This window comes from Acinetobacter sp. IRS14 (assembly GCF_034650275.1).
GTDB lineage: Bacteria > Pseudomonadota > Gammaproteobacteria > Pseudomonadales > Moraxellaceae > Acinetobacter > Acinetobacter oleivorans.
The window spans coordinates 276,231-289,728 of record NZ_JAOVFN010000001.1 but is presented as its reverse complement, the minus strand read 5'-3'; the positions used below and the strand labels follow the sequence as shown (position 1 = coordinate 289,728).

Genomic DNA, 13,498 nt, shown 5'->3' with positions numbered 1-13,498 from the left:
TTCTTACACCTTTTTTTAGACTTTAAAAAGTTCATAACAGGTTTGGCGGAACCATTTATGGCTACTTTTATGATGGCAAGACATATGCCAATGCTGTTTAACATCATAGGTTGGGAAGTCTAGAGGTGCTGGTAGAATCTGTAAATTTTCTCTCACCAATAAGACTTGGCTTAAATAATACGGCACCGTTGCGATCGCATCTGTTTCTTGAACGACTAATCCTACCCCAAGATAGCTCGGTAATCTAATTAAAATATTTCTATCTAATCCTTTGTTCTGTAACTCATTTTTAATATGGTAGTGCCCGATTCCTGCATCAATATCGATATGATATTCACGCATATAATCATCTAAAGTGAAATTATTTGGGTCCAAACGAGGATGGCTCTTAGAGCTAATCACCACATAATGTTGTTTGAAAAACTTTTGTTGATAAAAGCCTTCTTCTAATTGGGGTAAAAAGCCAATTGCAAGGTCAATTTCACCATTTGCCATTTGATAGCTAGTTTCTGGCGTAATCGGCCGAATATTTAACCGAATTAAAGGTGCTTTCTCTTTTAAATAGTTGGTTAGTTGCGGTAATAAGACAAGATGAGACACATCTGTCATCGCAATTGTAAAAAGCTGATCTGAGGTAAGTGGGTCAAAGTTCACACTAAAGTTATTAATGCTTTCAACTTTATCAATCACTTCACTAATAAGTGGAAAGATTTCTTTAGCCAATTCGGTTGGAATCATTTCATTTCCAACACGAATAAAAAGTGGATCATTAAAATGCTGACGGATTTTGTTCAGTCCATTACTAACGCTCGGTTGTGTAAGGCCAATAGCATCGGCAGCCATTGAAACGCTTTTAAACCGATAAATATGATAAAAAATATTTAGTAATCTACTATCTAGATCAAACAAAATTGTCTCCGTCTGGATCAAATAATCCATTCAAAAAGGACTGAAAACAGATATAACTTAGATAAAAATGCTAAACCTGTTTTTAGATTATTGATATATCGCCTAAATTAACAAAGAATCTAGACCATGGGCAATGCTTTATAAAGCCTTTCATCATAAAGACAAAAGCATTGCCTCTTTATTTGGTTACTTTGTATATAAATCTAGTGAATACAGCTCATACCGTTATAAATTTTTTAAAATTTAGTCATGCTGAATTTGAAAACCTTTCCAGATTTGCTGGACTGATTTGTTATCACTCAAATTATTTTTAAAAATATAAATATCTTGAGGAAGGCAATACTCTTGATGATCTAACATGACCAGTTTTCCGTTCGCAAGATCTTCCTCAACATTAATTTTTGGAATCCATGCCACACCTAGACCTTGTAATACGAGCTCTTTCAAGTTCGTTGCATTATCAGTCTCGTATAAGGTTTTATAATTCAACTTGCCTTCGATCAGTTGATCTACCAATTTTCGCAAATAAGCGTGTTTACTATAAGCAAGCAAAGAAAAATTAGTTTGAATTGTATGCTTAGGCGTATGGTCTGCTTCAGTAGCTGACACAGGAACAATCTCTGTTTCAGCAATCTTGATCCCACTTAAAATATCATCACCCACACGATTAATATTAGATCGATCTGCATAACAAATCATAAAATCGCAGGCACCTTCTTTTAAAAGAGATAAGCCCTCACCACTGTTCGTTGCGACAATTTCGATTTTTAAATCACGCATAAACGTTGGGAATTTTTTTAAAAAAGTCGTTAAAAAACCCGATGCTAATGAGTGGACTACACAAAAACGAATCGTAGATTCGGTTTCATTTTTAATGTTTTTAATCAGCTTAGCTGTTTCTTCTACCTGCTTCTCAATATTTTTAGACATGACCAACATAATTCGACCGATGTCTGTAAATTCAATATTATTTTTATTATTTCTAATAATGACTTCAGCTCCAATCATCTCTTCTATTTGCTGAATTCTACGCGTAAAAGCAGATTGGCTAATAAATCGTTTTTCGGCTGCTTTTGAAATAGAACGCTCTCGTTCAAGTGTCAAAAGGTCTTCTACCCAACGTACTTCTAAGTTCATTTTTGCATTCCCTTTTTATAGTTATGTCCTTAATTTGTCTGCTTGGGAAGCTGAATAAATAGCTGAATAGATGAATGAAAAATATAAAACATGGGAGTACCTGCAAAAATGCGATGGAAGGATGGCAAAGCCAAACGATAAAAGTAAGTATTTAATAATTCTGACATAGAAAAGAGTGTAAGAGAATAAAAGACTTTCATTTAGCGCAACAACTCATACAAATATAAAATTATTATTCTAAAAATTATTTTAAATCAAAAAGTAAGATTGATATAAATCAAGTAAATAACTATTTAAGCTTTAATAAAAACCAAAAATACCCTCATCGTTTTATCATGTCTTAATTTTTATAAAAAAAAGTCCGCACCTTGGGGAAGAATACGGACTGTAAAACTAAAATTTTGCTAATTTGATTATTTCAGGATTTAAGCTTTCTGACCTAATCAACTAGTTCAAATCAGAAGATATATTTGCAGTATAGTTCAACTAAATAAACCTGACTATTCTACTAAAGTATCTATCCGAGATTGACCTGAAATAAATTTTTAATATTCACCAATCAGATAATATAGCTTTCTTGAAATTTCAACCATCATATTCGCTGTATATTGAGTAATTTCAAAAACTTGCTTTTTCTGCGGATTGAATACCATATTATCTTTTTCATCACTAAAAAAGATATAAGTGGTGTATTTATCCATGTGATGGATATGCTCTTTTAAGCTTACTTTTTCCCCAGAATTGGGATCATAGGCGATAAACTTCATTCTCATGAATTTTGTCTCTATACATACAGTCTTTTATCTAAATTTCAATAAAATTTAGATAAAACAATATTTTGATGGTTAATATAAAATAGTTAGGCTGAGTAACCGTGGCTATTTATAAGATATTGGTACAATACTATTTGCTTTGTTTACTGAACTTTCAGCAGAAGCAATCGATTGCTCCGCGTCTTTAAGTAAACGGGAAGTTTTAGACTCACTTTTCTCTTCACCATGAAAAAGTACATAGTATGTAAAACTACCCAAAATGATTAATGCGGCTGTGACTTTTAACATAAACTTAAAAACTAAGATTTTTTCGTATTATAGTGTCTTTTATGTGAAATGCATCACATTTTTATATAAATTTGTTAGGTAAGCTACACTTCTGATTTAATTACCCTGATTAAATTGGTTGATATTTCACTTAAATTAACAAGTCTAAAATTTTGCATGCCACTCTTTTTCAAATTACATCTTCATTTAGTTCATCATCGAACTTTTTATTTTTAATTTATCTAAAAAGTAAACCATTAATTTATAAAATAAAATTTCGATATAATTTGTGAATAAAAAAGTTTTTTTATTTTTAGGTTTAGAAAAGGAAAAAACTGATATGCAAAAAATGCATAATTAACTTGATAAATGCATTAGAAGTGAAGCATTTCGAAATCTAATATGAATTATCTACTCTACTAATTCGAAGTTTAATGATGAACGCTGAAATTACCACCCGTATTGAGAAGGATCTTATTGGTTATAGAGAAATCAATAATAATGATTATTACGGAGTTCAAACATTACGTGCTCTAGAAAACTTTAACTTAACACAAAGCAAAGTTGGAAATTTCCCACATTTAATTAAAGCATTAGCAATGGTAAAACTTGCTTGTGCTGAAGCGAACTATAATCTTAAAAGCTTAGATCAAACTAAATTTGAAGCGATTGAATACAGTTGTAATCAACTTATTCGCGGTAATTTTCACGACCAGTTCCCGATTGATATGATGCAAGGCGGTGCTGGTACTTCAACCAATATGAATGCAAATGAAGTATTGGCGAATGTTGCTTTAGAATATATGGGGCATTCTAAAGGTCAATATCAATATCTACATCCTAATAACGACATTAACATGTCACAGTCAACAAATGACGTGTACCCTACTGCGATTCGCTTAGGTTTGTTATTAAGCTTAGATGAATTAAACCTTCCTTTTAATAATTTAATCTTAAGTTTCCGTAATAAATCTCAAGAATTTGCTCACATCTTAAAAATGGGTCGTACTCAGTTACAAGATGCTGTACCTATGACCTTAGGTCAAGAGTTTGGTGCTTTTGCAGTAACTCTACAAAAAGATCTTGAACAGATTAATACGCTCATTCCAAATGTTCTAGCTTATATGAACCTTGGTGGTACGGCGATTGGTACGGGAATTACCACTGAATATAGTTACCGTGAACTTGCGATTCAAGCGCTTGGAAAAATTTCTGGTAAGAAAATTAAATCATCACCTGATCTAATCGAAGCAACTTCAGATATGGGCGACTTTGTTCTTTTATCTGGTTTATTAAAGCGTACCGCAACTAAGCTTTCAAAAATTGCCAATGACTTGCGTTTACTTTCAAGTGGTCCGCGTACTGGTATCAATGAAATTAACTTAGAAGCACGTCAACCGGGTAGTTCGATCATGCCAGGTAAAGTAAACCCTGTTATTCCTGAAGCGATGAACCTTGCTTGCTTCCAAATTATTGCAAATGATTTGGCTGTAACTTTAGCTGCTGAAGCTGGTCAATTACAGTTAAATGCAATGGAGCCACTTATTGCATTCAAACTATTTGAATCTATGGATTTGCTTGGTAACGCGATGGCAATGTTCCAAAGTAAATGTATTGATACGATTACGGCGAACCCTGAGCATTGTAAAGCTTTAGTTGAAAACTCAATTGGTATTGTGACCGCACTTAACCCATACCTAGGTTATGAAACTACAACTCGTATTGCTAAAACTGCAAACGAAACTGGTCAAAGCGTATTGGCTTTAGTTCAAAATGAAGGTTTATTATCAGCACAAGTGCTTGATGATATCTTGTCGATTAATAATATGGTTAAACCAAAAATGTCGGCTTAATTCCTGAAAATAAAAAAGGAGCTTTTATAAGCTCCTTTTTTATTTGTTCTATATTTTAAAAACTGAAAGTTGTAGAGAACTGGGCTGTACGTGGATTACCTAAGAATAAATAGTCATCCCCCATAAATGCCCCTACATCACGCCAATATTTCTTATTAAATAAGTTATCAATATTGAATCTGAAGGTCGTGTCATGCCCAGCAAAATTTGTTTTATAGGCAGCACCAATATTAAAGACGCTATAACCACCTACTTTTGCCGTTCCCTCTTTGTTTGCATATTTACTGCTACTGTATTGCATACCACTGAGTAATCTTAGCCCTTCAACTGAAGGTACTTTATAAGATAACTGCGCAGTTGCACGGACTTTTGGTACATTTTGAGTTTGATGCCCTTTGTAGCTTTCACTCTCAATATCAACAAGACGAGATTTGGTATAGGTAACACCAGAGGTTACCTCAACTGTATCGGTTAAAGCGCCAGTTAAACCTAACTCAACACCTTGGTTGTGTTGTTCGCCTTGTTCAATAAAATCGAAAGTTCCATCTGCATTTACTTTGCTATATTGATTGTCTTGTTTTAAATAAAAAATAGCTGCTGTTACCAAAAAGTTTCGAATTTGTTGCTTAACACCAAGTTCATATTCTTCAGAATTTCTAGGTGATAATATCTGGGGCCCAGTACCGTATTTGACATTGTTTGTATACCAAGGTGCCTCACCACCATCCGATAATCCTTTGGCATATGAAGCATAAAGATTAGTCTTAGCAGTTGGGCTATACATAAACGCTAATTGCGGTAAGAACTTATTTAAATCGGTATCTCGGCTTTGCTGTCCATCTGACTTATAGGCTTGCTCATCAAGATGAATAAGCTTCCCACCCAATAAAGTTGACCACTGATCATTAAATTGAACTCGGTCAGATACAGTAAATGCAGTTTGATCACTCTCTAGAGCTTTGTAACGATCACCTGGACTTTCTGATGATGGACTGTAGTCAATCGTATCTTCATAGATATTGCCTGTCCCTACCGCTACATTCAGAGGTGTATGGTGCTTTAAGGTTTTATAAGTACGTTGTAATTCGAAAGCTACTTGATGCTGAATGTTGCCAGTGTTGAATTGTCCATTTAACCCAGCTGCAAACTGGTTGGTAATACGCGTGTCATCTGGGCTACGGAAATCGTAAATATCATAATTACCGTGTTTATCAAAAGTATTGCCTAAACCAGTAAATTCACAATTATCGTTATAACATCCCCATGGGAAAGCACTATTATCATCAATCACAACACGGCTTTGTGATGCACTTAAGCTACCATTCCATTGATCGTTAAATGCATATTGATATTTTAAACTCGCATTTACACTGTTATTTACAACCGGTTTACTCCAAGACTGATACCCTAATAAACGGTCTTGATCTACATTTGTTGGTACTTCTTGCCCATCAAGCAGTTGATAACCCGGTACTGAGCGTTGGCTTTGATGCTGAGCTTCAATGTCAAACAGTAGTTTAGAGCGATCATTAATTTTCCAGTCTAAAGCAACTGAACCAAACTCACGCTTACCATTTGCATGATCAACATTTGGGTGGATACTTTCATGCGCTAAATTTATTCGATAACCAAAATTATCATTTAAAAAGCCGCCTACATCCGTTGCTAGTGTATAACCAGCTTCAGAATTTGCATCGACCGTAATAGTTTTAACATCCGCAGGTCTTTTGGTTACATAGTTAACCACACCACCCGGTGTCGACATTCCACTTTGAATCGCAGAAATGCCTTTTAAAATTTCAACTTGTTCTTTATTTTCTAAAGCAACATTTTGCTCGCCACGTATGGTATGGCCGTTAATGAGATAACTAGAGCCTAAATCGAGGGAAAAACCACGTGCTACAAAGTTTGGATAGTAGCCAATAGCAGCGTAGCCATCTCCTAACGATGAATCATTTTTAATAACATCGGTCAGTGTTTTTGCATGTTGATCTGCTATGCGCTCAGAGGTAATGGTGGTAATAGATGCAGGAACTTTCTTTACATCGCCTGTTTGAAAACCAGATAAATTAACTTTTTTAGATGTATATAGCGCATCACTATTTTGTGTAGCGTTCACAGTAATAGTTGGGAGCTGCGAAACCTCCGCTTCATTTGCGTAGACTACAGATGTCATCAGTGCAATAGATGAAGCCAATGCTGTTTTAGAGCATGTGATGAAGTGAAGATTTAGCGTGTGTCTGTCCATTGAATAACTACCTGCCCATACCGTGCATAATATAAGTGTGTTAAAAATCGGAAAGTTTCCATATTTTTAGCCACGCAAGAATACAGCTACAAATAGCCATAAACAACAAATTATATATTTTTTAGATTAAGTAAATTTTGTGTAATAAAGCATCATCATTATATAAATTTCATTTATTTTCTTTGAAATTGGGACTATAACTTTTTAAGTATTACCAAATAGTCAAAATAAAACTAAGCTCAGAAATAGGTCTAGACCAAGGAGGAATACAATAATCAATATGCTTGATAAATTAGATGTTTGATTTTAAATAAAGTTTATGGTGGATTGATCAACTCACTAAATTAAGGAATTGTTCGATAATCGGTAAAAATATCTTTAAATCGAACAAAAGATCATAGAATCACTAGAATGGAAGTTTAAAATTATAAAAAATAAATGGAGAGGAATTCTAAGAAAGTACTCAGGATTGAGTGATATTTAAAGATTCATTCTATTTCCTGTTCAGTACATCTGAAAATTTCTATTTTTTCTGCTAACTGACGGAATATCTATGACATATACTAAGGAAGAAAAGAGCAGCAGAATACGAGGGATTGTAGGCGCAGCTTCAGGTAATTTGGTCGAATGGTTCGACTTTTATATCTATGCAGTATTTGCTGCTTATTTTACTCAGGCTCTAACTGCACCAGACATGGACAGCACGACCAAATCGATCTACGTTTGGGGTGTATTTGCAGCAAGCTTTTTTATGCGCCCTATTGGTAGCTGGATATTTGGACGCATTGCAGACCGACACGGTCGAAAAAAATCAATGATTGTCTCAATTTGCTTAATGGCTTTGAGCTCTTTTCTATTTGCAGCCCTACCCACTTATGAACAAGTTGGTTTATTTGCCCCTTTCCTTTTACTGGTAGTACGCTTACTTCAAGGTCTATCGGTGGGTGGTGAATATGGTGCAGTAGCAACATATATGAGTGAATTAGGCTTAAAAGGTCAACGTGGTTTTTATTCCTCTTTCCAATATGTCACCCTTTCTGGTGGCCAGTTACTTGCCAGCCTGCTTGGCGTAATCTTATTAACATTTTTAAGTGAACAACAATTACTTGATGGCGGATGGCGTATTCCGTTCATTATTGGTGGTATTGCGGCCATTCTATCTTTACTTGCCCGTAGTCGTTTAGAAGAAACGCTTTCTCATCAAGATAGTGAACGCAAAGAGTCTGGTAGCTTAAGAGAGCTCTTTAAAAAGCACTGGAAAACTTTTTTATTGGTAGTCGGCTACACTTCTGCTGGTTCATTAACGTTTTATGTAGAAACTGTTTATTCAAAAACCTATTTAACTAATTTAGGTATGGATGGAAAAACCGTTGGTTATATCATGACCTTCGCACTATTTGTCTATATGTGTGCTCAACCTGTATTTGGTTCCATTTCGGATCGTATTGGGCGACGTTCTTCAATGCTGGCATTTAGCTTATTATCTGCGATTTTTATCTATCCAGTGATGGCAATTGGGATGCCTAACTATATAGATTCGCCGATCATCATTACCTTGCTACTCATTTTTATGATGATGATTTTGAGTTTCTATACATCTATTAGTGGCTTAGTAAAAGCTGAGATGTTCCCACCTCACGTACGCGCACTCGGAGTAGGATTTTCATATGCGGTAGGTAATGCTATTTTTGGCGGTTCTGCACCTTCGGTAGCCTTGCAATTCAAAGCTGCCGGAATCGAAAATACCTTCTTTATTTATGTCATTGTCATGCTGATTATCTGTTTCTTGTGTAGCCTTGCACTTCCGAAAAAACCAGATTATTTAGAACATGATCATTAATTAAATGAAATGCCTTCTGTCCCAAGCAGAAGGCATTTTTTAGCACTTAGCAAATTCTTTTAAAAAAGCCCACGGGAAAATTCCTTTATCATGTCCATCACTAAAACAAATTTGGGCACCGTAACCTTGATCGAACATAGCTGTTACTTCGACATTTTGATCTTCAATTTTAATTTGCTTAATTCGCTTCGCTCGGCAAAAGCCACATGGGCAAATTTCCCTTAAATTTTGATGACTCAGAGAGACGCTTAAACCATCGGTCCAGATAAAGTGAACCTGTTTATTTGTAGTATCAACACGAATATCAGGTCTGGCTTGCATATTTCACCTCACCAATTTGATTTAATCCAATACGAATCGCTTTTCGTACTTCTGGGTCGGAGTCATTTTGATGTTGTTCTAATAGATTCTGAGCTTCTGATGTGCCAATTTCACCGAGTGCTAAAGCGACCTCTTTACGTAAATTGCTAATTTCATGATTAAAGTTATCAGACAAATGAGTAACTGCCAGACGCGACTTGAGTAATCCTAAGCTTCGAACTGCAGCAATACGTACTTGCCAATATAAGTCAGATAAAGCATGAATTAAGAAAGTTTCAAGCTGAACGATATGTAATTTTCCAATCGTAAGAGCAGCTTCAACTCTTAGTTGCCAACTTTCCGAAGTTAAAGAATGTTGAAGTGCTTGGATAACCTCAGCTGATATGTTCTGGCTATAAGCCAAACCACCTGTTGCAATGCGGCGAACCTCATCATCTACATCTGTTTCAGCAGTTTTTGCCAATATCGTAATCGCTTGGTCCTGTTGTAACCAACTTAATGCACTGACTGCCTCACGGCGCACAAGAACATCTTCATGATCTACCAAAGCAGATATCTCTGTGAATAATTGCTGTGGTCTTAAAGGTTTTAAAGCACGTAAAATTGTACTAAGAGCAAAAGTATTCGTATGCTTTAAATAAGGCGCAAGGATCTGGGCGGATGCCGCATTTTTCACTTCACTTAAGCTTTGGCTGACAGCTTGTCTAACATTCAGATCTGTATCAAATAAGGCTTGAGCCAATACTTGTAAACTGGTTGGATCTTCCCAACTTTCTAACTTTTTTGCTGCCTCTTCACGAACTAAAGCTGAAGAATCGTGTTGTAGTGCTGCATGCAACCAAGGAAGTAAATCCGGATTTTCTTCATCACCAATATTCATTAAAGCAACAAAGCGAATCTTTTCATCTGCGTGATTAAGCTGTGCAAGAAATTCCTGATTATATTCATCGAGGTCATCTAAAGCTTGATAATAAAAACTCATTCGTATTCCTTAATTTGTGATTTCTTTCCAAGCCCTAATGGATTTAAACGGCTTAACTCTTCTTGTTGAGTAGCTTCTTTTAAAGTCTGGATGCAATGTTTTTTAATGGCTGTAAATTCACTACTTATTACAAGCTCAACGTCTCTTGGACGTTCAAACTTAAGCGGAATTTCTTCAATAATTCGCCCTGGTCGATGGCTCATAATCAACACTCGGTCAGCTAAAAAAAGTGCCTCATCAATATCGTGGGTAATAAATAAAACTGAAGTTTGAATTTCTTGCCAAATTTCGAGTAATAGCATTTGCATTTTTAAACGAGTTTGAGCATCTAACGCACCAAAAGGCTCATCCATTAATAAAATGCGAGGTTGATTAATTAGTACTCTCGCAATTTCAACTCGTTGCTGCATACCACCAGAAAGTTCAGCTGGAAATTTATGCTCAAAACCTTTAAGCCCGACCAGATCAATCATTTTCTGAGCTTGTTCAATACGCTTTTGTTTGGCAATGCCTTTCATTTTTAAACCAAAGGCAATATTTTCAAGCACGCTTTTCCATGGAAATAAGGTATGTTGCTGGAACACCAAACCTCTGTCTGGATGCGGTTCAAGTATAGATTCATTATCGACCGTTAAAGTCCCAGAACTAATCGGTAAGTGCCCTGCCAAAGCACCTAATAATGTAGATTTACCGCAACCAGATGGGCCAAGTAGACATATAAACTCACCCGGTTGTATTTCAAAATTAACCCGATCTAATGCCTGAAAACGATTTTTAGCTTGTCCTAAATGTAGCGATAGATTTTGAATACGCACATGGCCTTGTGTAATTGACATTTTATGATTTCCTCAGTTGATACCATGGGGTAAATCGGTTTCCAATCACACGTACCAAGGTACTGCTAAACATACCTAACGCTCCGATCAGCACCATGCCAACCACAATATTGCTATAGTTTTGCAAGGTGAAAGATTCCCATGTGAAGTATCCAATTCCGTGTTGACCCGAAATCATTTCGGCAGTCACTAAACAGAACCAACAAGTGCCCATTCCAATAGATAAACCCGTAATAATGTTAGGTAATGCACCCGGAATAATGACTTCATAAATGATAGCTAGATCAGAAGCACCTAGACTTTTCGCTGACGCAACGAGTCTTGGGTCAACTGCACCAACACCATGTACAGTGTTTAATAAAATTGGAAATAAAGCTCCGATAAAAGTGATAAAAATCATAGAAGCTTCTGAGGATGGAAAAATCAGAATCGCTAAAGGAATCCATGCAACTGCTGGAATTGGACGTAATACTTCTAATGGCGGCATTAGAAATGCAGCAAGTTTTTGATAACGTCCTGCTAACAAACCAATACCTACACCAATTAAAGCCGCGAGCACAAAACCAACCACTACGCGAAAGACACTAGATTCAATATGTTCAAATGCAGTGCTGAGTTGAAAGAAAGCCCACAACGCATGAATGACATCTAATGGTGTCGGGACATTGCTAAAGTTCACAATACCTAAATTTATTTTAAACTGAGCAAGTCCTTGCCAAATGACTATCCAAAAAGCTATAGATGTAAAAGCAATGGCATAGTTTTTTAAATGCGCCGGATATAACTTCAATTGTTGGAAAAATTTAACCAAAAATGTACTTTGGTTTTTAGGTTTTGTTTGGACTAAACTACTCATTTGTCACCTCCAGATCATTAGGTAAGACAACAGATCAGCTCTGTGTTACAAGCTGAATAGCTTTAAAGTCATATACTTTTCCGCCCTGTTGTTTAGCCCATTTTTCAGCATCATCTTTTAGTAAAAAGGCCTGAATTTGTCCTGCTTTATCTGTGGCATACCATGCCAGATTGGCAAGTAACTTAATGTCGGACTGATGATCTTGGCTATAAACCACACGCACCGTTTTTCCAGCTGCTTGTATTTTCTTTAAATCAGAAAAAGCATGCTCAGGCGTTTCGTAGCTACGAACTTTTTCTTCACCCTTTACCCAAATTTGAGTCACCCGATCAAATATTTTGATGGGTTGGCCCGTTAAAGCGTCATTGGCAACCAAAGGTGATTTTGCATAGTCAGCCAATTGCTGGTTGTAATTAAGCCCAGATGCCTGAAATGCATCCTTAATATATTGGTCATCAATAAATTTATTTACATCAAGCGTACCGTCGTTTTTGCCTAAAACTTTTAAGGTATCTATCGCAATTTGAGTCGCTTTTCGATATTCAGGTTTCCACGTTAAGTCACGAGTTTGCAGACCTAATGGACCATGGAAGAGATAGACCACTTCGGCAGGAATACCTGTTTTTTCAGCAATAAATTCACTATATTTTTCAGGTTGTTCGCGAATCAATCGATTTGCTTCAACGGTTGCTTGTAAATAAGCTTTTATGACTTCCGGATGCTGCTGTGCATAATCCTTGCTGGCAAGTGAACCATGAAATGTGGGTGATTTTGCTTGAGAACCATCATAGATTTTTTTGGCAAAACCTTGGTATGCAAATAACTCTCCAAATGGTACGAAGTCAGCATGCGCAGCAATCTTATGGCTTTTTAATGCAGGCCCCGCCACTTCTGGCGCCTGAGCAATCACTTTAATATCTTTATCAAGTTGCCAACCTTCAGCTTGAATTGCTCGCAATAATAGTCCGTGAGCAGTTGAGGCAAAAGGTACAGAAATAGTCTGCCCCTTTAGCTCTTTAAGTGAAGTTACTTGAGAGTCAATGGGAACAACAATCGCATTACCGCTGCCATTAATACTGCCTGACAAAGGCGCTAAAAATATGCTTTCTTTTCCAGCTTTTTTAAATGCCGCTAAATTATTAACAGCAGGAAAGTCAGCCATTGCTCCCAAATCTAGACGCCCAGCCACCATCTCACTGGTAAGTGGTGCACCAGAGGTAAAGTTTTTCCATTGAATGTCATATTTAACATTCTTGTATTCACCATCTTTGGGTAAATATTTTGGTAATAAATTCAATTCACGAATGAGCAACCCACCTGTTGCACAGTTAATGGTGGTGTCTTGCGTACCAATCGCTACACGCACAGTTTCTGTTTTACTGCCGCACCCCAAAGTGCCAAGTACAATGGCACCAATTAAGCTACTGAGTAATAGTTTTTTATTGATCAATTTATTTTGTCTCATGTTGCGTATTC

At 36.2% G+C, this 13,498-nt stretch carries 11 protein-coding genes and 1 pseudogene; 2 read left to right on the top strand and 10 right to left on the bottom strand.

Features of this window, described 5'->3' with window-relative positions; all coding sequences use genetic code 11:
* Positions 1-15 precede the first annotated feature (15 nt).
* From ODQ17_RS01395 to ODQ17_RS01380, 4 genes are all read right to left on the bottom strand, one after another.
* Complete coding sequence (locus ODQ17_RS01395; RefSeq protein ID WP_003651675.1) at positions 16-909, bottom strand: LysR family transcriptional regulator; 894 nt, start codon at positions 907-909, stop codon at positions 16-18.
* Between the two features lie 243 nt (positions 910-1,152).
* Positions 1,153-2,046, bottom strand: a complete 894-nt coding sequence (locus ODQ17_RS01390) for a LysR substrate-binding domain-containing protein (protein WP_322901235.1) — start codon at positions 2,044-2,046, stop codon at positions 1,153-1,155.
* Positions 2,047-2,591: 545 nt separating this feature from the next.
* Complete coding sequence (locus ODQ17_RS01385; RefSeq protein ID WP_080645707.1) at positions 2,592-2,813, bottom strand: hypothetical protein; 222 nt, start codon at positions 2,811-2,813, stop codon at positions 2,592-2,594.
* 111 nt (positions 2,814-2,924) lie between these two features.
* The gene (locus ODQ17_RS01380) at positions 2,925-3,107 is read right to left on the bottom strand and encodes a hypothetical protein (RefSeq protein ID WP_005305057.1); all 183 of its coding nucleotides are present in this window, start codon (positions 3,105-3,107) and stop codon (positions 2,925-2,927) included.
* A 413-nt stretch (positions 3,108-3,520) separates the two neighbouring features.
* Here ODQ17_RS01380 and ODQ17_RS01375 point away from each other — a divergent pair, with 413 nt between their 5' ends.
* Positions 3,521-4,939, top strand: coding sequence for an aspartate ammonia-lyase (locus ODQ17_RS01375; RefSeq protein ID WP_151822111.1), 1,419 nt, complete (start codon positions 3,521-3,523; stop codon positions 4,937-4,939).
* A 55-nt stretch (positions 4,940-4,994) separates the two neighbouring features.
* Here ODQ17_RS01375 and ODQ17_RS01370 read toward each other — a convergent pair.
* A pseudogene (locus ODQ17_RS01370) lies at positions 4,995-7,215 on the bottom strand (TonB-dependent siderophore receptor).
* A 525-nt stretch (positions 7,216-7,740) separates the two neighbouring features.
* Here ODQ17_RS01370 and ODQ17_RS01365 point away from each other — a divergent pair.
* A complete protein-coding gene (locus ODQ17_RS01365; RefSeq protein WP_049836597.1) occupies positions 7,741-9,027 on the top strand; it encodes an MFS transporter in 1,287 nt (428 codons plus the stop codon).
* Positions 9,028-9,066: 39 nt separating this feature from the next.
* Here the strand turns inward: ODQ17_RS01365 and ODQ17_RS01360 are convergent, their stop codons facing one another.
* Genes ODQ17_RS01360 through ODQ17_RS01340 form a run of 5 tightly spaced genes read right to left on the bottom strand, consistent with a single transcriptional unit; the run spans position 9,067 to position 13,487 of the window.
* Positions 9,067-9,348, bottom strand: a complete 282-nt coding sequence (locus ODQ17_RS01360; RefSeq protein ID WP_005305048.1) for a DUF971 domain-containing protein — start codon at positions 9,346-9,348, stop codon at positions 9,067-9,069.
* On the bottom strand, positions 9,332-10,330 hold the full coding sequence (locus ODQ17_RS01355; protein WP_322901230.1) for a HEAT repeat domain-containing protein: 999 nt from the start codon (positions 10,328-10,330) through the stop codon (positions 9,332-9,334). The genes ODQ17_RS01360 and ODQ17_RS01355 overlap by 17 nt, the downstream gene beginning before the upstream one ends.
* Positions 10,327-11,166: an ABC transporter ATP-binding protein gene (locus tag ODQ17_RS01350; protein WP_322901228.1), complete on the bottom strand. Its 840-nt coding sequence runs from the start codon at positions 11,164-11,166 to the stop codon at positions 10,327-10,329. Before ODQ17_RS01350 ends, ODQ17_RS01355 begins: the two co-directional genes overlap by 4 nt.
* 1 nt (position 11,167) lies before the next feature.
* On the bottom strand, positions 11,168-12,022 hold the full coding sequence (locus ODQ17_RS01345; RefSeq protein WP_322901226.1) for an ABC transporter permease: 855 nt from the start codon (positions 12,020-12,022) through the stop codon (positions 11,168-11,170).
* Positions 12,023-12,056: 34 nt separating this feature from the next.
* Complete coding sequence (locus ODQ17_RS01340) at positions 12,057-13,487, bottom strand: ABC transporter substrate-binding protein (RefSeq protein ID WP_322901224.1); 1,431 nt, start codon at positions 13,485-13,487, stop codon at positions 12,057-12,059.
* Positions 13,488-13,498: the final 11 nt, after the last annotated feature.